Raw genomic sequence first — 23,151 nt, forward strand, 5'->3', positions numbered from 1 at the left:
CGGCGCCTTCGCCTGCGACACCGGGTCGGCGAGCGCCCGCTGTCGCGAGTTCGACAGCGTGTCGAAGGCCGCACGGACCCCGGCCTCCTGCAGTGCAGCCGCCAGGTCGTCGGGCAGGTCGATGACCCGGGGCTGCGTGTCGACGACGAGCGTGACCTCGACGGTGTCCCCGGCAGCGATCCCGGCGGACTCGCGGTGTGCTGCGGAGAGCGGCACCAGGAACTGCTCGTCCATGACCCCGACGGTGGACCGGTAGGTGTAGCCGCCGTTGATCGTGACGACCACGGGTGGGCGCTTCCCCGAGCCGAGCGCATCGATCACGGACGACGGGACCGGGAGCCCTGTTGCCGTCTTCCTCGCCAGCAGGACCGTCGTCGTGAACTGCATCCGTGCCTCCAGGCCGTGAACCGGAGCACGCACCGAGCGTGCCGCCAGGCGAGATCGTACCGGCGTACCCGCTGTTCCGCAGCCGTTCACCGGCGCAGCACGGGCCGGAAACCGGCCGCCTCCAGGATCGTCCCGGGCCGAGAACCGCGGCCCGACCCGAAGCACCCGCAGCACCCACCCGAAAGGCACCTCCCGTGCAGCACAAGCGCACCATCGCCGGCATCGCCCTCGCCGCAGCAGCGATCGTCACCCTCGCCGGATGCTCGGCCACGAGCTCGGCCAGCACGACGAAGGACGACACGAACTGGAAGACCGCCACGAGCGCCGAGGCCTCCGGCGGCATGGACGCCCTGGTGAAGGCCGCGAAGGCCGAGGGACAGCTCAACGTCATCGCGCTGCCGCCGTCGTGGGCCAACTACGGCAAGATCATCGACGGCTTCACCAAGAAGTACGACATCAAGATCAACTCCGCGAACCCGAACGGCTCCAGCGCCGACGAGGTCGCCGCGGTGAAGTCGCAGAAGGGGCAGTCCACCGCTCCCGACGTGCTCGACCTCGGCAACGCCGTGCTGCAGGAGAACCTCGACCTGCTGACGGACTACAAGGTCGCGAACTGGAGCGACATCCCGGACACGCTCAAGGCCAAGGACGGCGCCTGGACCCGCGACTACACGGGCCTGATGTCGATCGGTTACGACTCGTCGAAGATCACGGACGCCCCGAAGGACCTGTCGGACCTGCTCGGCTCCGAGTACAAGGGCAAGGTCTCCATCGCGGGCGACCCGACGCAGGCGAACCAGGCCGCATCGGCCGTGTACCTGGCAGCGCTCGAGAACGGCGGCTCGGCCGACGACATCACCAAGGGCGTCGACTACTTCGGCAAGCTCAAGCAGGCCGGCAACTTCCAGAACGTGCTGCCCACGCAGGCCACGGTCGCCTCGGGTGAGACCCCCGTGGTCATCCAGTGGTCGTACAACAACCTCGCGTGGGGCCCCGCAGCGGGTGCGAGTGGCAACAAGGACTGGAAGACCGTCGTGCCCGAGGGTCAGGCGCTCGGCTCGTACTACTCGCAGGCGATCAACAAGGACGCCCCGCACCCCGCCGCCGCTCGCCTGTGGCAGGAGTACATCGCGAGCCCCGAGGCGCAGAACCTGTACCTGCAGGCCGGTGCGTTCCCCGCGACGCTCTCCGCGATGGAGAAGTCCGGCAAGGTCGACCAGGACGCCCTGGACGCCGCCGGCGGTGCGCCGAAGGACTACGTCGAGCTGACCGACGACCAGGTGGCAGACGCCGCGAAGGTGCTGTCGGCCAAGTGGTCCTCCACGATGGGGTCCTGACCAGCATGACCACCGCATCGGCGGGCGCGCCCGCGCCAGCGGCGAGCGCGCCGGCGACGAGCGCGACGAGCCCCGTGCTCCCGACGTCTGCACGAGCGTCCGCCGATGCCACCCGCGGCGCCGGACCCCGTGTTCGGCGCCGCGTCGGCCTGGCCTGGCTCGGCCTCACCCCGTTCGCCGCGTACGTCCTGCTCTTCCTCGCCGTCCCCGCGGTGATCGCGGTCGGCAGCGGGTTCTTCACCGACGCCGGCGCGTTCACCCTCGCGAACCTCGCAGCGTTCGCCGATCCGTCCGTCCTGCGGGCCTTCGGCGGCTCGTTCGGCCTGTCCGCCGTGTCCGCCGTGATCGGCGCCGTCATCGGAGCGCTCGTCTGCTGGGCGCTGTCGGCACTGCGGCCCGACGGGCTCGTCCGTTCGATGATCGACTCGGCCGCGAGCGTCCTCGCCCAGTTCGGCGGCGTCATGCTCGCGTTCGCGTTCATCGCCACGATCGGCGTGCAGGGCCTCGTCACGACGTGGCTGGTGTCCCTCGTCGACGTCGACCGCAACGCGACCGGCGCCTTCCTCTACACGGTGCCCGGTCTCGTGATCCCCTACGTCTACTTCCAGGTGCCGCTGATGGTCCTCACGTTCATGCCCGCGCTCGAGGGCGTGAAGACGCAGTGGGGCGAGGCCGCCGCCACCCTCGGTGCCTCCCGCGCCACGTACTGGCGCCGGATCGCCCTGCCCGTGCTCGCACCGGCGTTCTGGGGCTCGTTGCTCCTGCTCTTCGCGAACGGCTTCTCGTCGTTCGCCACCGCCGCGGCGCTCATCTCGCAGGGCGGCATCGTGCCGCTCACGATCCGCACGCAGCTCACGAGCGAGACCCTCATCGGTCTGCAGAACGTCGCCGGGGTGCTCGCGTTCGGCATGGTCGTCGTGATGGCGGTCGTGATGGGCGCGTACTCGCTGCTGCAGCGCCGGGCTGCCCGGTGGCAGCGATGAGCGCGGCAACGCCGGTGGGCCCGTCGCGTCCGGCGGCGGTCGCGTCCGGTCGGACGGGAGGCCCGTCCCGCGTCGGCCGCTTCGGCACGGCCCCGTCACGGGGCACCGCCACCGCCGTGCTCACGGTCGTCGGTATCGTCTTCGCCGTCCCGCTGGCCGCGTTGGTGCAGTTCACCTTCCGCCAGGGCACCGACGACGGTCTGACCTTCGCGCACTGGGCCGCCATCGTCGACCCGGTCAACGCGTTCACCTACCAGCCGGTGTTCGACGGCCTCGGGGCATCCCTGCTCATCGCCGCCATCACCGTGGGCATCGTGCTGTTCGTCCTGCTGCCCGCCCAGATCATCACGGCGCTGCGGTACCCGAGGCTCCGCCGCGTGCTCGAGTTCGTCTGCATCGTGCCGATCACGGTCCCCGTCGTGGTGCTCGTCGTCGGCTTCATCCCCGTGTACCAGGTGGTCGCGCAGGTCTTCGGATCCGGCGCGTGGACGCTGGCCTTCGCGATCGGCATCGTCACGCTGCCGTTCGCGTTCCGCCCGATCGCCGCCGCCATCACCGCGACGGACATGACGGTGCTGTCCGAGGCTGCCCGGTCGCTCGGCGCCTCGTGGTGGACGGTCACCTGGCGGGTGCTCCTGCCGAACCTCCGCCGGGGCATCACCGCCGCGTGCTTCCTCACCATCACGGTGGTCCTCGGCGAGTACACGCTCGCAGCGTTCCTGTCCCGCACCACCTTCCAGACCGCCCTCGTGCTCGTGCAGCAGACCGACCCGTACGTCGCCGCGATCTTCTCCGTCGCGGCCCTCGTGTTCGGCTTCGTCCTGCTCGTCGTCATCGGCCGCATCGGGACCGGCCGTCGTGCCGGCCGTGCCCGCACCGTCCGCACCACCCGCGTCAAGGAGTCCGCATGACCGTCACCGCACCGGCAGCCCCGGCGTCCCTCGCCTCCACGGGCGCCGTCGTCGAGCTCGAGGCCGTCGAGAAGCACTACGGCACGCACCGGGCCCTGGCCGGACTGTCGCTCCGAGTCGAACCGGGCGAGTTCGTGTCCCTGCTCGGCCCGTCCGGCTGCGGCAAGACGACGGCGCTCCGAGCACTCGCCGGCCTCGAGGCCATCGACGCCGGAGCCATCCGAATCGACGGCCAGGACGTCGCCGCCACCCCGGTGAACAAGCGCGACATCGGGATGGTGTTCCAGCAGTACTCGTTGTTCCCGCACATGACGGTGCGGCAGAACGTCGCGTTCGGCCTCGAGATGCGCCGCGTCCCCGCCGCCGAGCGCAGGAGCCGCGTCGTCGAGGCGCTCGACATGGTGCACCTGGGCGAGTTCGCCGAGCGCTTCCCCCACCAGCTGTCGGGCGGTCAGCAGCAGCGCGTCGCCCTCGCCCGCGCCCTGGTCACGCGGCCCCGCGTCCTCCTGCTCGACGAGCCGCTGTCCGCCCTCGACGCCAAGGTGCGCGTCTCGCTCCGTGAGGAGATCCGCCGCATCCAGAGCGACCTCGGCATCACCACCGTGTTCGTCACCCACGACCAGGAAGAGGCGCTCGCCGTCTCCGACCGCATCGCCGTGATGAACGCCGGCGACATCGAGCAGATCGGCACGCCGGAAGAGCTCTACCGGTCCCCGTCGTCGGCGTTCACGGCGGACTTCGTCGGCCAGTCCAACCGGCTGCAGGGCGACCTGCGCGGCGGCGACGTGTTCGTGTACGGGTTCCGTGTGCCCGCGCTGGACGCCTCGGTCGCCGACGGGCCGGTGCTCGCCTACGTCCGACCGGAGGACGTCGCCTTCGCCCCGGAGGGCACCACCGGCACCGTCGTGTCGTCGAGCTTCCTCGGCTCGATCCGCCGCACCACCGTCCGGCTCGACGACGACACCGTCGTGACCGTGCAGCACGAGGTCGGCGACCGTCGCGCCGCCGGCGAGTCCGTCGCCGTCCGCCTGCTCGGCGCCCCCGTCGCGGTCGCCCCGCTCACGTAGCACCCGCCCCGCTGCCCCACCGCAAGTCTCGCGACAGGTGCGCCCAGACTCGGCCAGGGCGACAGTTCTCGCGACGAAACTGGCGAGAACAGTCGCTCACCCCGAGTCTCGGGGACGACGCGACGCGACGGGGCCGGGCGGTCAGCGCTGGAAGCGCGCCTCGCGCTCGTCGGACAGGGCGGCGGAGACGCGCGCACGCATGTTCGGGTGCATGTCCGGCAGGGCGTCGAGCCGGGCCCAGAACGCCTCGGTGTTCTCGCCGTCGGCGGGGTTCGGCGTGCCCGAGACGTACCGGCAGGCGAACACCAGGTCGAGGTACTGCGCCCGGTCGCCGTTCGCGTACGTCAACTCCGGCAGCACCTGCACCCACGCCAGCCGTTCGGCGACGGCGACGACGTCGGCCTCTTCCAGGACCTCGCGTTCGGCGGCGACGGCCGGTTCCTCGCCCGGGTCGATGATGCCGGTGACGGGCGTGAGCGCACCGTTGTCCGCACGCCGGACCACGAGGAGTTCGCGATCGTCCCCGTCGCCCCGGGTGACCACCGCCGTCACGCCGGTCATCCAGAGGGGATCGGTGCCGATCTTCGAGCGGAGGGACAGGACGAAGTCGGGGGTGGGCATGTCCCCACGCTACCGATCCCGCCCTGTCGGAGACTGGTCATGACCAGTAGCATGGGCGCGTGGAGATCATCATCCTGCCCACGCCGGCTGAGGTCGGTCGCGTCGCCGCGGCCAAGATCGCGTCCGTCGTCGCCAAGAAGCCGTCCGCCGTCATCGGTCTCGCCACCGGATCCAGCCCGCAGGGGATCTACACCGACCTGCAGCGCCGGGTCGGTGCGGGCGAGCTCTCGTTCGCCGAGGCTCGCGGGTTCGCCCTCGACGAGTACGTCGGCATCCCGCTCGAGCACCCGGAGTCGTACGCCAGCGTCATCGCGCGCGACGTCGTGGCGCCGCTCGGGTTCGACCCCTCGCGGGTGCGGGTGCCCGACGGTCGTGCCGACGACCTCGAGTTCGCGGCGAAGGAGTACGACGCCGCGATCCGTGCCGCCGGTGGGATCGACGTGCAGATCCTGGGGATCGGCGCGAACGGACACATCGGGTTCAACGAACCGACGTCGTCCTTCGCCTCGCGCACCCGGATCAAGACCCTGGCGCCGTCGACCCGTGACGCCAACGCGCGGTTCTTCGACTCGCCCGAGCAGGTCCCGACGCACTGCATGACGCAGGGGCTCGGCACCATCCTCGACGCCCAGCAGCTCGTCCTCGTCGCGCAGGGCTCCGCCAAGGCCGACGCGGTCGCCGCAGCGGTCGAGGGGCCGCTCAGCTCGTTCGTCCCCGGTTCGGCGCTGCAGCTGCACGAGCACGCGACGGTCGTCGTCGACGAGGAAGCCGCGGCCGGCCTGCAGCTCGCCGACTACTACCGCTACACGTACGCGAACAAGCCGGCCTGGCAGGTGTTCGAGTAGGACCGACGATCAGCCGTCTGCGCGCTGCCGGAACGCGGTGTGCAGGCGGCTGAGCCCGTCGTCCAGGGTCTCCGCCGAGCACCCGAAGTTCAGCCGCGCGAACCCCTGACCCTGGCGTCCGAACGCCGGGCCGGAGGCGAGTGCCACCTTCGCCTCGTCGACCAACAGTGCCGCGGGGTCGTCGCCCCACGGCAGGGCGCGCAGGTCCAGCCACGCCAGGTAGGACGCCTGCGGCTGCCGGTACTCCGCTCCGGGCAGGACGTCACCGATCCGCTCGGCCAGGGTGCGGCGGTTCGCGGCCAGTTCGGTGAGCAGTGACGCGAGCCACGGCCCTCCTTCGCTGAACGCGGCGACGCTCGCGGTGTACCCGAGGATCCCGGTGCGCTCGACGACCTCGGTCGGCAGGGCGTCGAACCAGGCACGGGCCCGCTCCGAGGCGCCGACGATCAGCGCGCACTTCGTGCCCGCGAGGTTCCAGGCCTTGCTCGCGCTCGTCAACGAGACCCCGATCGCGGCGGCCTCGGCGCAGGACTCCAGGAACGGCGTGAAGACCGCGTCGGCGTGCACGAGCGGCGCGTGGATCTCGTCCGAGACGACCACGGCGTCCCACTCGGCGGCGAGCTTCGCGAGTGCGACCAGCGACGCGCGGTCGTGCACCAGGCCGAGGGGGTTGTGCGGGTTGCAGAGCAGCACGGTGCGGGCCCCGTCGGCGAACGCCTGCGCGAGGCCGTCCAGGTCCATCCGCCAGCCTGCCGTGGTGTCGAACGGGTCCGCAGGGCCGTCGGGTGCGAGCAACGGGACGTCGGTCACGGTGCCGCCGGCTTCGGACACGTACTCCCAGAACGGTGGGTACACGGGTGGCATGATGACGACCTGGTCGCCGGGCTCGATGATCCGGCGGAGCATCTCGACCGCGGCGACCGACACGTCGGTGGTGGTGCGGACGAGGTCGGGGTCGACGCGCCAGGCCCACCGGCTCTCGGCGAAGTCCGCGAACGCCTCGGGCAGCGCACGACCGTGGCCGACGTACCCGGTGTCACCGTTGGTGACCGCGGCGACGAGGGCGTCGCGCACCGGTTCCGCGAGCATCGAGTCCATCTCGGCGACGAACATCGGCAGGACGTCCGGCGGGTACGCCGTGTACTTCTCGCTCGTACGGCTGCGGTGCGCATCGAACACGGAGACCATGACGCTCATGCGCCCATCCTGACAGTGCTCGCTGCCGCCCGGCAGGATGGACCCGTGGAACACCGCTCGCGTACCGTGCTCCGGGCCGTCCGTGACGCGGTGCTGGTGGTGGTCGGCAGTGTCGCGATCGGCGTGGTGATCGTGGTCGCCGGACTGGGATGGCTCGACGACATGCCCTACCGGGGTTCCTCGACCGAGGCGGCCTACGTCGCCGTCGCGGTCGCGGCGGTGACCGTCTGCGGGTTCGGCGCGCTCGTCGGCCTCGGCGTGCTCCGTGCGTCGGTCAGCTCGTCGGACGCAGGCCGGCGAGCAGGATCTCGACGTAGCGCTCCGGATCGCTGACCCGGGTGCCGCCGGCGACGGCCGCCTCGCGCAGCCCGCACAGCAGCCGACGGAGGTCGTCGGCGTCGACGTCCGTCCGGACGATCCCCTCGGTGCGTCCCCGCGCGAGCAACGCGTCGACGGACACGACCAGGTCGCCGGCGAGGGCGGCGGTGTCCGCACAGGAGAACCCGCCGTTCGTCAGCAGGTCGCCGAGGGCTGCGTCGTCCACCATGCTCCGGAACGCGGCCGTGACGACCCCGCGCAGCGCATCGGCTGCGTCCGGCAGCACGACGGCGTCGCGGACCTGGTCGAGCATGTCCTCGAGCGCATCGATCGCGAGCGCTTCGAGCAGGTGCTGCTGGCTCGGGAAGTGCCGGTAGGCGGTCCCGACCCCCACTCCGGCCTCGTGCGCGACGGCGTTGAGCAGGGCCGGTTCGCCCCGGTCGACGAAGGTGCGGGCGACGTCGAGCAGTGCCGTCCGGTTGCGCTGGGCATCGGAGCGCAGCGCCTCGGGTCGGGCCATCGCGATCGTCATGTGGACACTCTATCCGGTTGTGCTAGTGTTCCGGATGAATCATCCGATTTGGCACGGTGAGCGAGCAGGAGACGACGATGGACAGCTTCGAGTGGGAACTGGCAGCGATGCCCGACCAGCACGGCAGGACCGTGGTGGTCACCGGCGCGACCGGTGGGCTCGGGCTCGTCGTCGCCACGACCCTCGCGTCGGCCGGCGCCCGTGTCGTCGCCGGCGTGCGTGACCTCGACAAGGCGGCTCGCGTCCTCCCCGTGGGCTTCGACCTGGAGGCGCGACTCGTCGACACCGCGTCCGTCGCGTCCGTCACGGCGTTCGCCCGGCAGCTCGCCGAGGACGGCATCGTCGTGGATGCCCTCGTCAACAACGCCGGTGCGACGATCGGCACGTTCGGGCGTACCGACGAGGGCATCGAGCGCACCTGGGCGACGAACGTCGTCGGGCCGGCCGTGCTCGCCGAGGCGATGCTCCCGCTGCTCGGCGGGCCGTCGCCCCGCATCGTGCTCGTCGGCTCGAACCTGTCGCAGCGCACCCGCCGCGTGCCCGGTCCCGGCGGGGTCGACGGTCCGGACGACTACTCGCAGTTCGGTGTGTACACCGACTCGAAGACCGCGGCCGCTGCGCTGAGCGTCGACCTCGGTGAACGACTCCGTGCTGCCGGTTCGGACATCCGGTCGGTGATCGCGCACCCCGGCATCTCGGCGACGGGGATGAACGACCAGGCGGAGACCCTGACGCAGCGCCTCGGCGGCATGGTCGCACGCAGCCTGGCCCGGACCGCCACGGACGGCGCTCGTTCGACACTCTGGGCAGCCACCGCCCCGGACGTCACCGAGGGGGTGTTCGTCGGACCGGCACTCCGTCGTGGCGACCGGCGGCTGCACGTCGTGCCGGTGAAGGGCCCGGCGGCGGACCCGGCGTTCCGAGCTCGGGTGCGGGCGTTCGTGGACCAGGTCGCGGTGCGCGCCGGAGCCTGATCATCAGTTCACGTGGACAGGAGGTGCCGGACTGCCGCTTGCGCGATGCGCGGCGGCATCGCGTGGCCGCCGTCGAACAACTCGGTCTTCGCGACGCCTGGACGGAACGCGTCGAGGACGCGCTGCACGCCGGCGAGGGGGAACAGTCCGTCGTCCCGTCCCGCCGTGACGAGCACCGGTTGACGGACGGCAGACGCGACCAGGGGGACGTCGCCGGCGGCGGTCAGCCCCGGGACGAACCACGCTGGGTTGTGGTGGATCCGAGCGGCCTCGAACGAGGCCAGCGTCCCGAGCCCGCAGCTCACCACGCCCCGCGTGAACCGGGCGTCCACGGCGAGTGCGAACAGTGCCACCTGGCCGCCGAGGGAGTGCCCGATGACGCCGAATTCGGTGTCTGCGGCGCTCGTCTCGATCATCCAGGACGTCACCGTGGCGATGTCGTGCGAGTGCTTCGCCTGCAAGCTGCTGCCGTTCGCCACACGGAAGAGCGCGTCGAGACGTTCGTCGGCCGCCGGGTCGTCCGTCCAGTCCCGTCGGCGTTCCTCGAAGCCGATCAGATCGGGGATGACCACGCGTGCCCCGCCGCGAGCGAGCATCACGCCGTACGCGAGGCTCGGGTCCCCGACTCGTCCGGCGGCCTCGCTCTTCCCGGAGGCGAAGTCGCCCGCGTGCTGGTGGACGGCGATGACGTCTGTTCCGGTGCCGTGGTCCGGTGTCAGGACAAAGCACGGGATGGTGTCGCCGTCGGCGGTGTCCAGCTCGATGCGTGCCCACTGGACCGACCCGTCGCGACCGAGCGGTTCCAGACGGACTGCGACCGGACGGAGTTCGTCAGGGGACGGCAGCCCGAGCAGTTCTCGTACACGTCCTCGGGCCGGTTCGTCGGTCGTCGACACCATGCCCGGACGCTACCAGCGGCGATGGGACCTGCCGGTGAGTCCCGGACACGTCGACTGTGGTGAACAGCGGGAGGCCGCTCGGTGACGGATCGCGCGTCCCCCGTCCGAGGGGGCTAGCGTCGCCGACGTGAACCGTTCCCGCGTGCACCGTCGCCCGCTCGTCCGTCCGCTCCCGCTCGCCGCGGCGGCCACGATCGCCGCACTGCTGGGGACGGGGATCGTCGCCGCTCCGGCCGTCGCCTCGCCCTCGGGACAGGCAGTGCGGGCGGGCCGCACGGTCTCCGATCCCGCCCGGTACGTCGACCCGTTCATCGGCACGAGCGGCGACGGCAACACCTGGCCGGGCGCGACCGCCCCGTTCGGCATGCTCCAGTGGAGCCCCACGGGCACCGCGGGTGACCAGACCTCGACCCCGGTCGCGAACGGCTACTCGTACGACGTGGACCGGTTGCGCGGCTTCAGCCTGACGCACCTGAACGGCGCGGGCTGCGCACCGGGAGCCGCGGGCGACGTCCCGATCATGCCGGTCACGACCCCGATCACGACGTCGCCGTCGGCCGACTCCACCGACGCGGTCTACGCCGCCGGCTACTCGCACGACGACGAGTCCGCGAGCCCCGGTCGGTACAGCGTCGCCCTCGACAACGGCGTCCGCACCGACCTCGCCGTCACCACCCGGGCGGGCGTCGGCGAATTCGCGTTCCCCGCCGGGAAGGCAGCGAACCTGCTCTTCCGCACCTCGAACTCGATCAACGGCAGCGAGGCCGCGACCACCCGCGTCGACGCGCGCACCCGCACCGTCAGCGGCAGCGTCCTGACCGGCGGCTTCTGCAGCCGCCGGGCGAACGGCGGCGGGGCCACCAACCCCGACCGGCGCAGCTACTACCGCCTCTTCTTCACGGCCACCTTCGACAAGGCCTTCACGAGCACCGGCACCTGGCAGGACGGCACGGTCCGACCGGGAGGCACGTCCTCCTCCGGTGGGGAGGGCTACCTGACCGGCGCCGACCGTGCCGGACGCGGCTCCGGCGCGTGGGTCGGGTTCGACGCGCGTCGCGGTGCGACGGTGCACGCGAAGATCGGCATCTCGTACGTGAGCGCCGCAGGAGCGATCGCGAACCGCGACGGCGAGGTGACCCAGCGCTCCACCGTCGCCAGCGTGGCGGCCGGCACACGGGCCTCCTGGAACCGCGAACTGTCGCGTCTGCGCGTCGGAGGCGGCACCGCGGACCGCACCACCCAGCTGTACACGTCCGTGTACCACGCGCTCATGCAGCCGAACACGTTGAACGACCGCGACGGCCGCTACCTGGGGCCGGACCAGCGGGTGCACCGCAGGGACCGAGGGCACCGGGCCGTCTACGGCACGTACTCCGGGTGGGACCAGTACCGGGCGCAGATCCAACTGCTCGCACTGCTGCGGCCGGACGTCGCCGGGGACATGGCGCAGTCGATGCTGCGGTTCGCCCAGCAGAACGGCGGGGTGTGGGACCGCTGGCTCCACCTCGGGGCGCCGACGCACGTGATGACGGGTGACCCCTCGGCCGCGACCCTCGCCACCTGGTACGCGATGGGGGTCCGGAACTTCGACGTGCGAGCCGCCTACGCCTCGCTGAAGCACCAGGCGACCGTCGAGAACGCCGACGCCGAGAGCGACATCGGGTGCCCGGGCCAGTGCCTGGCGCAACGCCCGGCGCTCGACGAGTACCTGCAGCGCCAGTACGCCGCGAACGACGACTGCTCGTGCTGGGGCGGTGCTGCCGAGACGCTCGAGGACTCGATCTCCGACAGTGCGCTCGGGTACTGGGCGGGTTCCCTGGGGCTGCGTGCGGACGCCCGGATTTTCAGCGTTCGTGGCGAGTACTGGAAGAACACCTTCAACGCGGCCGTCGGCTACCAGGCCGCTCGTCAGGCCGACGGATCGTGGACTCCCGACTGGTCGCCCTCGACCGGCACCGGGTTCGCGCAGGGGACGAGCGCGCAGTACACCTGGCTCGTGCCGCAGGACGTGCAGGGGCTGTCGGCCGCGCTGGGTGGCGACGACGCGGCGGTCGCGCGACTCGACGCGTTCTTCCACGACAGCACTGGTGCGTTCGCGGTGACCGGCGGCGACGCCACGAAGTTCGACCCGACCAACGAGCCCGACATCCACACGCCGTGGATGTACAACGCGCTCGGCAAGCCGTGGAAGACGCAGGAGACCGTGCGCCGGGTCGTCGACGACGCCTACACGACCGGGCCGAGCGGGCTGCCGGGCAACGACGACCTGGGCACGATGAGCGCCTGGTACGTCTTCGCGTCGATCGGGTTGTTCCCGCAGACGCCGGGGCGGGCGGAGATGCTCATCGGGAGCCCCACGTTCAGCACGGTCGACATCCGGCGGTCGAGCGGGGAGCGGATCGTCGTGCGGGCCTCCGGCACGGCGCCCTACGTGCACGGTGCTCGGTTGAACGGGCGAACCCTCGAGAAGTCGTCGGTGCCGGCGTCGTTCGTGAACCGTGGCGGCACACTGTCGCTCCGGGTCGGGGACACGGCTGACACGACCTGGGCGACCGGGCAGCAAGGGCGCCCGATCGACCGCTGAGTCGGGCCGGACACGTCGGGGTCTCGCCCTCTGGTGGTGCGGTCAGCGGCTGGGTCTGCGCCGCGCGGTGCCGAGTGGCCGCGCGGTCTCCGCGCGTCGACGCTTCCATCGCGCGCGGCGCAGTTCGACCAGCAGGCCGACGGCCACGAGGGCGAGGCCGACCGCTCCGACCGTGCTCGCGCTCCGCACCTGTCGCTCCAGGGCGGCGCGAGCATCATCTCCTGCGAGCGCGACCGTCCAGTGGTGGTCGGGATCGTAGAGCACCTCGATGCGGCGCCCACGCTCGTAGACATCGGGATCACGCGTGGAGTACCGGCGCAGCGAAGCCGTGAACACGTCGCCGTCGACGGTCTGCTCGGTCACCGGCCAGTACTCGTCCCAGGAGCCGCCCCGGTATCCGCTGTGGTGCTCGTGCCTGACTTCGACGACGACCGCTTGCGCCGTTCGGCCGCGCTGCTGGAGGTCGGTGTTCTGCCGGAGCGAGGACACGTCGCCGGCCAGATGGAACACCGTCAGCAGGATGGCGAGGCCGCCGATGATCGTGAACCAGCGTGACCAAGTGTCGCGTGCGTACGTCCGGAGGCCTCGCCAGAACCGGGCCCACGTCAGTGGCTTGCGAGGGCGACGCTTCCGCGGTCGTCGTCTGCGCTGGTCCGGCTTCGCCTTCGTGCTTCCCCCTGCCACGGGAACCAGGGTACGGCGCTTGCGAGCACTCAAAGGCGGTCAGTATTTGCAATTCATACATCGCCGTTGACGCACTGTGCAGTACGGTTCTACGCTGCGAGAGAGCCCGGTCGGTCAGCTGAACCAGCGACAACACAGCGATCGGACGTGCTTCTCGAGGCGCCGGTCCGGGCGCCAGTCATCGTCTCCGGAAGGAACCGCAAATCATGACTGCTCTCAAGACCGTTCTCGCCGTCGTGCGTGCCGCGATCAGCGCCGCAGTCGTCATCCTGCTCAGCGCCATGGTCGTCACCACGCTCGCGGTCAGCACCGGCGGATCCGTCGCCGTCCCGGGCATGGTGGAGGCAACCGCGGGCTCGGGCGCCGATCTCGCCACGACGCAGCTGCACCCGGGCGCACCGATCTGGCTCATCGGCATCACGCTCGTCCTGACCACCGCGATCCTGTTGCTGCAGCGTCGACGGAACAGCCAGCACGCAGAGCCTTCCGGGGCGTGATCTGCGACAGAGGGGGACCACGATGACCAAACTCGCCGACTGGGAGACCGAGGGCGCCAAGGCCCGACCAGCGTCGCCGGACGAGCGGAACCGGGTACCAGCACCGGCCGCGCTCCGCGCCACGACCTGGATCGGCGTGCTGCTGCTCGTCGCGGCGGTCTTCGTGTTCGTCGGGGCGTCGTACATCGGCGTCCGCGAGGACGAAACCGAGGCGCACGCCCTCGCCCGACTCGTGATCGTCGTCGTCATCGGGTGCGCCGTCGCCGTGGTCGGCACGGTCGCCCTGCTGCTCCGGCTCGTCGCGGGAGCACTCGCCCGGCGGTGACCAGGTCAGCGCAGCTCGCGCCCGCCGCCCCACACCCGCTGCACCTCGAGCGCCGGTGACAGCGCCACGAGGTCGGCCGCGTACCCGGGCGCGAGCCGCCCCAGACGGTCGCCGAGCCCCAGCGCCCCGGCCGGCACGCTCGTCAGCGCCGCGACGGCCTCGGGCAGCGTCCGTCCGGCGAGCGAGACCGCGTTCCGCAACGCCACATCCTGCGTCAACGTCGACCCCGCGATGGTGTCGGTCCCGGCGACGTGCGCGACGCCGTCGGTCACGGTGACGTCGAGCGACCCCAGCCGGTACGAGCCGTCAGCAGCGCCCGCGGCGCCCATGGCGTCGGTGATGAGTGCCACCCGGCCCGGGGCAGCGCGGAGCAGGGTGTCCGCGACGACCGGGTGCACGTGCACGGCGTCGAGGATGAGCTCGAGCGTCACACGGTCGTCGGCCACCGCGGCACCGATCGGCCCCGGCGCGCGGTGGTGCAGCCCCGGCATCGCGTTGAACGCGTGGGTCAGCAGCGTCGCACCGGCGTCGAACGCGGCACGGGCCTGGTCGTAGGTGCCGACGGTGTGGCCGACGGCGACGGTGACCCCGGCGGCGACGAACCGGCGGACGGCGTCGAGCGCGCCCGGCAGCTCCGGCGCGATGGTGACCTGGCGGATGACGCCCTCGCCGGCCTCGAGCAGTGCGTCGACCGCTGCGGGGGACGGGTCGATGAGGAACGACTCGTTGTGGGCGCCCTTGTTGTGCGGGGACAGGAACGGCCCCTCCAGGTGCACGCCGAGCACGAGTGGGTCGGCCGCCATCACGGAACGGATCCGCGCGAGCGAGTCCGCGAGGGCGGGGACCGGGTTCGCGACGAGCGACAGGACCGAGCGGGTCGTGCCGTGCGACCGGTGCATCGCGAGCGACTCGGCGAACGAATCGTCCTCGTAGGACTCGGTCGCCCCGCCGTGTCCGTGCAAGTCGATGAACCCGGGCGTCAGGACCGCGTCGCCCAGGTCGACGACCTGGTCCGCCGTGGGGGCTTCGGGGCCGGCGCCGACCGCGTGCACCACGGCACCGGTCAGCAGGACCCAGCCGTCTGCAGTGGACCCGGCCGCGTCGACGACGCGGGAGGCGCGCACCAGGGTGCGCTGGGCCTCCCGGCCGGCCTGGAGGCCCGTGGCGGTCATGCGGTCTCCCTGCGGAACGCGATCACGCCGCTCAGGGCGGCGATCACGATGAAGACGAAGCCCACGATCGGCAGGCCGATGGAGATCCAGGTCGCGCCTGCGGCGATGACCAGGGCGACCTCGACGATCGTCTTGCCGACGATGTCGGTCTCGATCGGCGAGGCCGGCGAACGGAAGAAGTACCAGACGACGGCGGCGAACAGCGGAGCGCCGATCATGAACAGGTAGCCGGGCAGGGGGAGCTGCCACGACCAGTACCCCCAGAAGGCCAGGGAGAGCAGACCGAACGTGCAGACCAGGATGCGGAGTACGCGCCAGACGTCGAACGGCCGTCGCTGCCTGCCGGCGGGGGATGGGCCTGGGACTGCTTCCCAGTCGACGGGGGACTGCGGGGCGTTCGTCATGGTGCTGCCTACTTGAAGATGATGGTGCGGGCGCCGTCGAGCAGGACGCGGTCCTCAGCGATCCAGCGCACTGCCTGGGTGAGGGTGCGGGACTCTTCGTCCTGGCCGATGGAGACCAGCTCGGCGGGGTCCTTCGTGTGGTCGACACGGACGACGTTCTGCTCGATGATCGGGCCCTCGTCGAGGTCGCTCGTGACGAAGTGGGCCGTCGCGCCGATGAGCTTCACGCCCCGGGCGTGCGCCTGGCGGTAGGGGTTCGCGCCCTTGAAGCCGGGCAGGAACGAGTGGTGGATGTTGACCGCACGCCCCTCGAGCGCCGCGCAGAGCTCCGGCGACAGGATCTGCATGTAGCGGGCGAGGACGACGAGTTCGATGTCGTGCTCCTCGACCGCCTCGAGCACGCGGCGCTCCATGGCCGCCTTGCTGTCCGCGTCGGTGACGGGCCGGTGCTCGAACGGCACCGAGTAGAACGACGCGAGCTCGGACAGGTCCGGGTGGTTGGACAGCACGAGGGGGACCTCGATCGGCAGCTGCCCACCGCGCTGGCGGTAGAGCAGGTCGTTGAGGCAGTGGCCGGCCTTCGACACGAGGACGAGGGTGCGCAGCGGGCGACCGACGACGTCGAGCTGGACGCGGGCGTCGTAGCGGGCGGCGACGGGGGCGAGGGCCGCCTCGAAGGTCGCGCGGTCCACCGGCGCCATGACCTGCAGGCGCATGAAGAACGTGTTCGTGTCGACGCTCGAGAACTGCTGCGACTCGGTGATGTTGCCGTTGGCGGCGACGACCGCTCCGGAGACGGCGTGCACGATCCCGGGCTGGTCGTCGCAGACGAGCGTCAGGGTCCAGTGCGTGGGGGTCGGGTCGGTCACCGGATCAGGGTACCGGGCGCGGCGATGAGGCCGGTGCGGGGCGCCGGACGTCAGCGGCGGCGAGCGCGGAGGCGTCGGACGAAGTAGACCTCCATGCCGATCGCGAGCACCGTCACGACGATGCCCATGGTGACGTAGAAGGTTCCTCGGTTCGCGTTGACGATCGTGAAGACCGGTGCCGCGATGCAGATGATGCCGCAGATCACCACGTTCCAGATCGCGCCTGGTCTGGTGTCGCTGCTGAACCCGCCGCCGTGCGTCATGACCCCGACGCTACCGACGCGCGGGTGCGTCGGACCGGATCCGCTCACGAAGCGGGCATGGCGGCCGCAGTGCGGAGGCGGCGATCGGCCAGGGTCAGCACCGTCAGGAGCACCGCGACGCCGAGGATCACCCACGCCAGCACGTGCAGGTCCGGTGTGGTCGGGGCCTGGCCGAACACACCACCGATGAGCGACGAGGCCCCGATCGCCCCGATGTACACCGCCGTGCGGGACAGCCCGGCCGCGGTGCCGATGTACGCCGCGGGCACGAGCCGGTACAGCGCCGCCTGGTTCGACACCGAAGCCAGGGCCTGCGGGACGCCGAACAGCGCTGGCGCCAGCGCGAGCAGCACGACCGGCGACCCGGTGTGCAGGAAGAGCAGGAGTGCTCCGCCGACGATCGGCACGACGGCCGCGACGATCAGGGGTCCGCGCACGGCGGTCTTCCGGGCGACGACGAACGACGCGATCCCGGCCACGATCGCGGCGGGCAGCTGGATGTACCCGGCGACGTCGCTCGAGTACCCGGCGACCTCCTGCACCCACTGCGAGAACCCGTAGGTCATCGTGTACGCGAGCAGGTAGGTCAGGAAGAGCCGGACGTAGGTGCGCGACAGGGCGCCGTTCTGCGCGAGCATCCGGACGTCCACGAACGGTCGGACCGCGCGCAGCTCCCACAGCACCAGGGCGACGAGCAGCACGATCGCCACCGCGAGCAGCCACCACAGCCCCGCGGGCAGGTCGAGCAGGAACACGAGCAGCGCGGAGACGGCGCCCGTCATGAGCAGCATGCCGAACGGGTCGAGCGCCTGCAGGACGGGCAGGGCCTCGTCGTCACGGGGACGGAGACGGTCGGACGGCAGCCACATCGATGCCACGACGATGCCGAACGCCGCCAGGGGCACGTTCACCAGGAAGATCGCGTGCCAGCCGAACGCGGCGATCAGCGCGCCGCCGAGCGGAGGCCCGGCCGCCGCCGACACGAGCGAGGTGATCGACAGAGCCCCGAGCACGAGCGGCGGGGTCGGCTTCCCGATCCGTGCCGAGTGCTGTCGGAGGGTGGTGAGGGCTGCCGGGTAAGCCGACGAGGTCCCGATGCCGATGAGCACGCGGGCGAACACCGCGCCGCCGAAGCCGGTCAGGAACTCGGGCACCACCCCGGCGACGCCGACGATCACGAGCCCGGTCAGGAACACCTTCTTCGGGCCGAAGCGGTCGGCGAGCTTGCCCATCGTCGGCTGCGCGATCGCACTCGCCAGGTACAGGGCGGCGACGAGCCAGATCGCCTGTGCCGCGCCGATCCCCAGGTCGCGGGAGATCGGCGTGAGCGCGACGGACACCATCGTGGTGTTGATCGGGTTGAGCAGCGGCCCGACGAGCACCGGGATGAGGAGCTTCGGGCCGAAGCCACTGCCGGTGCTGCCCGGGGCGACGACGGGGGTGGGAGTGGTCGAGGTGGACGTGGGAGTGCTTCTTCCGGGGTCAGCGTTCAGTGAGCGGGGTGAGGATCGCGATCGCTCGGGCGACGGTGTCGCGGTCGGCGTCGGGCAGCGCGGCGAGCCGGTCGGTCAGGACGCGGGTGCGGGTGGTCCAGGCGTCCTCGCGGGCGCGGGCGCCCTGGTCGGTCGCGCGGACGAGCGCACGGCGGCCGTCGGCGGGGTCTGGACGTCGTTCGACGAGGCCGAGGTCCTCGAGCGCCTGGACGGTCGCGCCCATCGACTGCGGCCGGACGCCCTCGGCGCGGGCGAGCTCGGCGACCGTGCTCTCGCCGTACCGCAGCAGGCGGCCGAGGGTGGCGGTCTGGGACGCCGTGACCTCGTCGGCCTTGCCGGTCAGCAGCGTGCGACGGATCCGGCCGTAGAGCGTCAGCAGGTCACCGGCGAGCACGGTCGGATCGGGTGATTCCATACCAGAACGGTACTACTTCGACAGCGCAACTTGCAAGGCTGCCTTGCGAGTCCTGGGCCCTCCGCTCCGGATCGGCTCAGCGCTCGAACACGATGCGGCGCTTCGTCACCACGAAGCCGGCCCGTTCGAACGCCCGGCGCATCGGGGTGTTCGCCGCGTCCGTCGTGCCGACCACCTTCGGCTCCCCGGCCTCTGCGTGCACGCGCAGCCCCTCGGCGAGCAGCCCGTCGACCACACCGCGCCCCCGGTGCTGCGGCAGCACGCCGATGAAGCTGACCGCCGCGTCGTACGCCGTCCGCGTCGCCAGGACGAACCCGACCACCAGGCCGTCGGGGTCGAGCGCGACCCGCCAGCCGTCGCGCGACCCCGGCAGCGAGCGGTAGAACTCGAGGTCGTCGGCGGCGGCGCCCCGCGGGCCGAGTTCGTCAACCGACGCAACGGTGTGGGCGTCGAGGCTCCCCACCGCGACGCGGGCGAACAGGTCCCCGAACTCGTCGTCGCCACCGGACCGGAAGCGCAGCGAGGACGGCGCCGGCAGCTCGCGATCCGGCGTCCACGCCACACTCACCCGCTCCGTCGACTGTCCGAGCCCCGCCGAGCGGGCGGCCGCCGCGCGCCACGACATCGCGGCGACGGCCTCGGGGTCGTCGTGCCAGTCCACCGCGACGTCGACGATCCACTCCGGCCGCGCGCCGAACGCAGCGGTCCCCGCGGTGATCAGCCCGGCTGCGATCGCCACCCGATCGCCGTCGGGCACGTCCGGAGCCACCAGCAGGTCGTCGAGGGTCGACGGCACCTCGGCGTCCGCGCCACCCCACCAGAGCGCCAGTGCCACCGGACGGCCGTCGCGCTCGGCCAGCCACGACCACCCCGGGCGGTAGTTGTCCGTGCCGGACTCGGCACGGTACCGGTCCGGACCGATCCACGCGACCGGTTCCGACGTCGAGAACGCGAGCAGGGCCTCCCGGTCGTCCTCGGTGGTCGCGCGGAAGGCGACCGTCACCGCGGGTCGGTCATCGTCGTGATCAGGTGCTCCTGCACGTAGCCGAGCCAGTCGTAGACGTCGCGCAGGCCGACGCCCGCGTCGGCCTCGACGGAACGCTCGTCGTCGTCGGCGTCGACGATCCCGAGGCGGTCGGCGATCGTCAGCCGCAGGTCGGTCAGCGTGCGGAGCCACGCCTGCTCGTCCTCGGGGTCGAGGGCTCCGTCGCGGGTCCCCGTCAGCCACTCGTGCACGGTCGTCGCGTTCGTGGTCTTCTGCGCCAGCAGGTCCGACTGCGTGTACTTCCGGAACTCCGCGCTGGCGTCGTCGTCGTCCGGGTAGGCGTCCGGGAACATCCGTGCCGCCACCGGGTCCGCCGTCAGGTCGCCGTCGAGCACCTGGCGCAGCTGCTCGGTCAGGGACGTGAGCAACCCGCGCTCGCCGGAGGACATGCCGAGGTGGACGCCGTCGGCCCGGCGGACGAAGGGGATCACGCTTCGGGGGCCTTGTCGACGGTCGCCTGCAGGCCGTAGCCGTGCATCGACTGGACGTGGGCCTCCATCGCCTCGCGCGGACCCGTCGCCACGATGGCCCGACCCTCGGTGTCGACCTGGTGCATGAGTCGCTCCGCCTGCTCGCGTCCGAAGCCGAAGTGCCGCTGGAAGACGTAGGTGACGTAGGACATCAGGTTCACCGGGTCGTCCCACACGACGGTGACCCACGGGGTGTCCGCGCGGGCACTGGTGCGTTCGTCCGGGGTGGTCCGTTCGTCCACGTCGGGCGAGGTCAGCGTCATGCATCCAGGGTGACACAGGGCGGGCGGCTCGGTACGATCGTCACGTCGCGACTGGCGTTGGATGGGTCACCATCGGGGAGCGACACCTGACACGGTGCGCGGCCGTACGCCTGGGCTGCACCGACCGATCGTCCGTGCGCGACCTCACCGGTCGTCGCCAACCCACGTAGGAGAACCGTGTCCATCACCGATCTGCCCGCCGTCGACGGCTCCGTCGACACCGACCGCGCAGCCTTCAACGCCCCGCTCACCGAGGTCGACCCCGAGATCGCCGCCGTCCTGCAGCAGGAGCTCGGCCGTCAGCGCGACACCCTCGAGATGATCGCGTCCGAGAACTTCGTTCCGCGTGCCGTGCTCGAGTCCCAGGGCTCCGTCCTCACCAACAAGTACGCCGAGGGCTACCCGGGCAAGCGCTACTACGGCGGCTGCGAGTACGTCGACGTCGCCGAGCAGCTCGCCATCGACCGCGCCAAGGCGCTCTTCGGTGCCGAGTACGCCAACGTGCAGCCGCACTCGGGTGCGACCGCGAACGCGGCCGTCCTGCACGCCATCGCGTCGGCCGGCGACACGATCCTCGGCCTCGAGCTCGCGCACGGCGGTCACCTGACCCACGGCATGAAGCTCAACTTCTCCGGCCGCATCTACAACGCCGTCGCGTACGGCGTCGACCCCGAGACGTTCGAGGTCGACTACGACGACATCCGCGCGAAGGCCATCGAGCACCAGCCGAAGGTCCTCATCGCCGGCTGGTCCGCGTACCCGCGCCAGCTCGACTTCGCGAAGTTCCGCGAGATCGCGGACGAGGTCGGCGCGAAGCTCTGGGTCGACATGGCGCACTTCGCCGGCCTCGTCGCCGCCGGTCTGCACCCGTCCCCGGTCCCGCACGCCCACGTCGTCTCGTCGACCGTGCACAAGACCCTCGGCGGCCCCCGCTCGGGCATCATCCTGTCCAACGACGAGACGCTGTTCAAGAAGCTGAACTCCGCGGTCTTCCCGGGTCAGCAGGGTGGCCCGCTCATGCACGTGATCGCCGCCAAGGCCACCGCGTTCCTGCTCGCCGGCACCCCGGAGTTCAAGGCCCGCCAGGAGCGCACCATCCGCGGTGCCCGCTTGCTCGCGGATCGGCTCACGCAGCCGGACGCCCGCGCGGCCGGCATCGACGTCCTGACCGGTGGCACCGACGTGCACTTGGTGCTGGTCGACCTGCGCACCTCCGAGGTCGACGGCAAGCAGGCCGAAGACCTGCTGCACGAGGTCGGCATCACCGTGAACCGCAACTCCGTGCCGTTCGACCCGCGTCCGCCGATGGTCACCTCGGGTGTCCGCATCGGCACGTCGGCGCTCGCCACGCGTGGCTTCGGCGACGCCGAGTTCACCGAGGTCGCGGACATCATCGCGCTGACCCTCATGCCGAACCCGGACATCGCAGCGCTCTCGGCCCGGGTGAAGACCGTGACCGACGCGTTCCCGCTGTACGCGTGAGCGGTTCTGTGGCTGCTGCGCTCCCGCGCGAGCACTGGGCTGGTGAGGGCGCTGCCGTCCGCATCGACGGCACCGCCCTCGCCGCCCGGACCCTCGACGAACTGCGCGGCCGCATCGACCGGCTGCACGAGCACGGCATCCGTCCGGGGCTCGGCACGATCCTCGTCGGCGAGAACCCGGGTTCGCTGTCCTACGTCGCGGGCAAGCACCGCGACTCGGCGCAGATCGGGCTCGACTCGCACCGCATCGACCTGCCCGCGACGGCGTCCGCCGCGGACATCCGTGCCGCGATCCTGCAGATGAACGACGACCCCCGGGTCACGGCGTTCATCGTGCAGCTCCCGCTGCCGGAGGGCATCGACCCGACGCCGATGCTCGAGCTGATGGACCCGTCGAAGGACGCCGACGGCCTGCACCCGACGAACCTCGGTGAGCTCGTGCTCGCCGTGCCCGGTGGCGCCGGCACGATCGACGCGCCCCTGCCCTGCACCCCGCGGGGCATCGTCGCGATGCTCGAGGCGTACGACATCCCGATCCGCGGCGCGCACGTCACGATCATCGGGCAGGGCCTGACGGTCGGCCGGCCGCTCGGTCTGCTGCTCACCCGACTCGAGGCCACCGCCACCCTGACCCACTCCCTGACGGCGGACGTTGCCGCGGAGTGCCGTCGCGCCGACATCGTCATCGCGGCAGCCGGGGTCGCCGGGCTCGTCAAGCCGGACTGGGTGCAGCCCGGCGCGGCCGTGATCGACGTGGGCATCACCCGCGTCGTGAACGACGAGACGGGCAAGGCGAAACTGCACGGGGACGTCGACCCCGCCGTCGCGTCCGTGGCTGGGTTCATGTCGCCGGTGCCCGGCGGCGTCGGGCCGATGACCCGCGCGATGCTCATGAAGAACGTGGTCGAGGCTGCGGAGCGCCACCTGAAGTAGGTGCGGCTGGCCGTGCGGCGCGCGGGCCTGCTGGCGTCCGTTCGTACCGCCGTCGGTCCGTACCGGCGTCCGTTCGTACCGCCAAAGCGACAGAATCCCGCGAACAGTTCGCGGGATTCTGTCGCTTTGCCGGGGCTGTTGCGTCCAGAGACGGCCGGGAGGCGCGGCTCGCCCCCGCCCCG

27 protein-coding genes and 1 riboswitch are annotated in these 23,151 nt (G+C 71.6%); of the genes, 12 read left to right on the forward strand and 15 right to left on the reverse strand.

From position 1 onward, the window contains the following. On the reverse strand, positions 1-387 hold a 387-nt coding region (locus OGL88_RS14650; RefSeq protein ID WP_263091921.1), incomplete at its 3' end, for a YdeI/OmpD-associated family protein. Positions 388-581: 194 nt separating this feature from the next. On the opposite strand from OGL88_RS14650, the gene OGL88_RS14655 reads away from it, so the two are divergent. The 4 genes from OGL88_RS14655 to OGL88_RS14670 are packed head-to-tail and all read left to right on the forward strand — an operon-like array spanning position 582 to position 4,685. Further along, entirely contained in the window at positions 582-1,724 is a 1,143-nt protein-coding gene (locus tag OGL88_RS14655; protein WP_263091922.1) for an ABC transporter substrate-binding protein, read from the forward strand. Positions 1,725-1,729: 5 nt separating this feature from the next. Then, positions 1,730-2,707: an ABC transporter permease gene (locus OGL88_RS14660; RefSeq protein WP_263091923.1), complete on the forward strand. Its 978-nt coding sequence runs from the start codon at positions 1,730-1,732 to the stop codon at positions 2,705-2,707. Then, positions 2,704-3,618 (forward strand): ABC transporter permease, encoded by a 915-nt coding sequence (locus tag OGL88_RS14665; RefSeq protein WP_263091924.1) that lies wholly within the window; start codon positions 2,704-2,706, stop codon positions 3,616-3,618. Before OGL88_RS14660 ends, OGL88_RS14665 begins: the two co-directional genes overlap by 4 nt. After that, positions 3,615-4,685: an ABC transporter ATP-binding protein gene (locus OGL88_RS14670; RefSeq protein WP_263091925.1), complete on the forward strand. Its 1,071-nt coding sequence runs from the start codon at positions 3,615-3,617 to the stop codon at positions 4,683-4,685. The genes OGL88_RS14665 and OGL88_RS14670 overlap by 4 nt, the downstream gene beginning before the upstream one ends. A 141-nt stretch (positions 4,686-4,826) precedes the next feature. Here OGL88_RS14670 and OGL88_RS14675 read toward each other — a convergent pair whose 3' ends face one another. Further along, complete coding sequence (locus tag OGL88_RS14675) at positions 4,827-5,306, reverse strand: NUDIX hydrolase (RefSeq protein WP_194647422.1); 480 nt, start codon at positions 5,304-5,306, stop codon at positions 4,827-4,829. 59 nt (positions 5,307-5,365) lie between these two features. Here OGL88_RS14675 and nagB point away from each other — a divergent pair, with 59 nt between their 5' ends. Continuing rightward, positions 5,366-6,151 (forward strand): glucosamine-6-phosphate deaminase, encoded by a 786-nt coding sequence (gene nagB, locus OGL88_RS14680; RefSeq protein WP_263055196.1) that lies wholly within the window; start codon positions 5,366-5,368, stop codon positions 6,149-6,151. A 9-nt stretch (positions 6,152-6,160) separates the two neighbouring features. Here the strand turns inward: nagB and OGL88_RS14685 are convergent, their stop codons facing one another. Continuing rightward, the gene (locus tag OGL88_RS14685; RefSeq protein WP_263055195.1) at positions 6,161-7,348 is read right to left on the reverse strand and encodes a MalY/PatB family protein; all 1,188 of its coding nucleotides are present in this window, start codon (positions 7,346-7,348) and stop codon (positions 6,161-6,163) included. 45 nt (positions 7,349-7,393) lie between these two features. Between OGL88_RS14685 and OGL88_RS14690 the strand changes: the two genes are divergently transcribed. Beyond that, the gene (locus tag OGL88_RS14690) at positions 7,394-7,681 is read left to right on the forward strand and encodes a hypothetical protein (RefSeq protein ID WP_263055194.1); all 288 of its coding nucleotides are present in this window, start codon (positions 7,394-7,396) and stop codon (positions 7,679-7,681) included. Here OGL88_RS14690 and OGL88_RS14695 read toward each other — a convergent pair. Further along, positions 7,623-8,198 (reverse strand): TetR/AcrR family transcriptional regulator, encoded by a 576-nt coding sequence (locus OGL88_RS14695; RefSeq protein WP_123671477.1) that lies wholly within the window; start codon positions 8,196-8,198, stop codon positions 7,623-7,625. The two genes, OGL88_RS14690 and OGL88_RS14695, sit on opposite strands and share 59 nt — an antisense overlap. A gap of 77 nt (positions 8,199-8,275) precedes the next feature. Between OGL88_RS14695 and OGL88_RS14700 the strand changes: the two genes are divergently transcribed. Then, the gene (locus tag OGL88_RS14700; protein ID WP_263055193.1) at positions 8,276-9,172 is read left to right on the forward strand and encodes an SDR family NAD(P)-dependent oxidoreductase; all 897 of its coding nucleotides are present in this window, start codon (positions 8,276-8,278) and stop codon (positions 9,170-9,172) included. An 8-nt stretch (positions 9,173-9,180) separates the two neighbouring features. Here the strand turns inward: OGL88_RS14700 and OGL88_RS14705 are convergent, their stop codons facing one another. Further along, the gene (locus OGL88_RS14705; protein WP_263055192.1) at positions 9,181-10,071 is read right to left on the reverse strand and encodes an alpha/beta hydrolase family protein; all 891 of its coding nucleotides are present in this window, start codon (positions 10,069-10,071) and stop codon (positions 9,181-9,183) included. 127 nt (positions 10,072-10,198) lie between these two features. On the opposite strand from OGL88_RS14705, the gene OGL88_RS14710 reads away from it, so the two are divergent. Beyond that, on the forward strand, positions 10,199-12,655 hold the full coding sequence (locus tag OGL88_RS14710) for a GH92 family glycosyl hydrolase (RefSeq protein WP_263055191.1): 2,457 nt from the start codon (positions 10,199-10,201) through the stop codon (positions 12,653-12,655). Positions 12,656-12,697: 42 nt separating this feature from the next. Here OGL88_RS14710 and OGL88_RS14715 read toward each other — a convergent pair whose 3' ends face one another. Continuing rightward, on the reverse strand, positions 12,698-13,339 hold the full coding sequence (locus OGL88_RS14715; protein WP_263091926.1) for a DUF3592 domain-containing protein: 642 nt from the start codon (positions 13,337-13,339) through the stop codon (positions 12,698-12,700). A gap of 206 nt (positions 13,340-13,545) precedes the next feature. Here OGL88_RS14715 and OGL88_RS14720 point away from each other — a divergent pair, with 206 nt between their 5' ends. Next, on the forward strand, positions 13,546-13,836 hold the full coding sequence (locus OGL88_RS14720; RefSeq protein ID WP_214547297.1) for a hypothetical protein: 291 nt from the start codon (positions 13,546-13,548) through the stop codon (positions 13,834-13,836). 22 nt (positions 13,837-13,858) lie between these two features. Next, a complete protein-coding gene (locus OGL88_RS14725; RefSeq protein WP_263055189.1) occupies positions 13,859-14,161 on the forward strand; it encodes a hypothetical protein in 303 nt (100 codons plus the stop codon). 5 nt (positions 14,162-14,166) lie between these two features. On the opposite strand, the gene nagA is transcribed toward OGL88_RS14725, so the two are convergent. From nagA to clpS, 9 genes are all read right to left on the reverse strand, one after another. Continuing rightward, the gene (gene nagA, locus OGL88_RS14730) at positions 14,167-15,333 is read right to left on the reverse strand and encodes an N-acetylglucosamine-6-phosphate deacetylase (protein WP_263055188.1); all 1,167 of its coding nucleotides are present in this window, start codon (positions 15,331-15,333) and stop codon (positions 14,167-14,169) included. Then, the gene (locus OGL88_RS14735; protein ID WP_263055187.1) at positions 15,330-15,737 is read right to left on the reverse strand and encodes a YrdB family protein; all 408 of its coding nucleotides are present in this window, start codon (positions 15,735-15,737) and stop codon (positions 15,330-15,332) included. The genes nagA and OGL88_RS14735 overlap by 4 nt, the downstream gene beginning before the upstream one ends. Positions 15,738-15,745: 8 nt before the next feature. Next, the gene (gene purU / locus OGL88_RS14740) at positions 15,746-16,606 is read right to left on the reverse strand and encodes a formyltetrahydrofolate deformylase (RefSeq protein WP_205463260.1); all 861 of its coding nucleotides are present in this window, start codon (positions 16,604-16,606) and stop codon (positions 15,746-15,748) included. A 50-nt stretch (positions 16,607-16,656) separates the two neighbouring features. Then, positions 16,657-16,869 (reverse strand): hypothetical protein, encoded by a 213-nt coding sequence (locus tag OGL88_RS14745; protein ID WP_263055186.1) that lies wholly within the window; start codon positions 16,867-16,869, stop codon positions 16,657-16,659. Positions 16,870-16,913: 44 nt separating this feature from the next. Further along, positions 16,914-18,251: an MFS transporter gene (locus tag OGL88_RS14750; protein ID WP_263055185.1), complete on the reverse strand. Its 1,338-nt coding sequence runs from the start codon at positions 18,249-18,251 to the stop codon at positions 16,914-16,916. Positions 18,252-18,351: 100 nt separating this feature from the next. After that, positions 18,352-18,777: a MarR family winged helix-turn-helix transcriptional regulator gene (locus OGL88_RS14755; protein WP_263055184.1), complete on the reverse strand. Its 426-nt coding sequence runs from the start codon at positions 18,775-18,777 to the stop codon at positions 18,352-18,354. Positions 18,778-18,853: 76 nt separating this feature from the next. Beyond that, positions 18,854-19,780 (reverse strand): GNAT family N-acetyltransferase, encoded by a 927-nt coding sequence (locus OGL88_RS18105; RefSeq protein ID WP_263055183.1) that lies wholly within the window; start codon positions 19,778-19,780, stop codon positions 18,854-18,856. After that, complete coding sequence (locus OGL88_RS14765) at positions 19,777-20,253, reverse strand: DUF2017 domain-containing protein (protein ID WP_263055182.1); 477 nt, start codon at positions 20,251-20,253, stop codon at positions 19,777-19,779. Before OGL88_RS14765 ends, OGL88_RS18105 begins: the two co-directional genes overlap by 4 nt. Next, positions 20,250-20,555, reverse strand: a complete 306-nt coding sequence (gene clpS, locus OGL88_RS14770; protein ID WP_185020990.1) for an ATP-dependent Clp protease adapter ClpS — start codon at positions 20,553-20,555, stop codon at positions 20,250-20,252. The genes OGL88_RS14765 and clpS overlap by 4 nt, the downstream gene beginning before the upstream one ends. Positions 20,556-20,592: 37 nt before the next feature. Further along, positions 20,593-20,678: riboswitch (ZMP/ZTP riboswitch) on the forward strand. A gap of 54 nt (positions 20,679-20,732) precedes the next feature. Between clpS and glyA the strand changes: the two genes are divergently transcribed. Together glyA and OGL88_RS14780 are read left to right on the forward strand one after the other, a co-directional pair. Then, complete coding sequence (gene glyA, locus OGL88_RS14775; RefSeq protein WP_374114451.1) at positions 20,733-22,037, forward strand: serine hydroxymethyltransferase; 1,305 nt, start codon at positions 20,733-20,735, stop codon at positions 22,035-22,037. A gap of 8 nt (positions 22,038-22,045) precedes the next feature. Then, positions 22,046-22,969 (forward strand): bifunctional 5,10-methylenetetrahydrofolate dehydrogenase/5,10-methenyltetrahydrofolate cyclohydrolase, encoded by a 924-nt coding sequence (locus OGL88_RS14780; RefSeq protein WP_263055181.1) that lies wholly within the window; start codon positions 22,046-22,048, stop codon positions 22,967-22,969. The last annotated feature ends 182 nt before the right edge of the window (positions 22,970-23,151 follow it).

This window comes from Curtobacterium sp. RIT-PI-V (assembly GCF_025642935.1).
In the GTDB taxonomy this organism is placed as follows: Bacteria; Actinomycetota; Actinomycetes; order Actinomycetales; family Microbacteriaceae; genus Curtobacterium.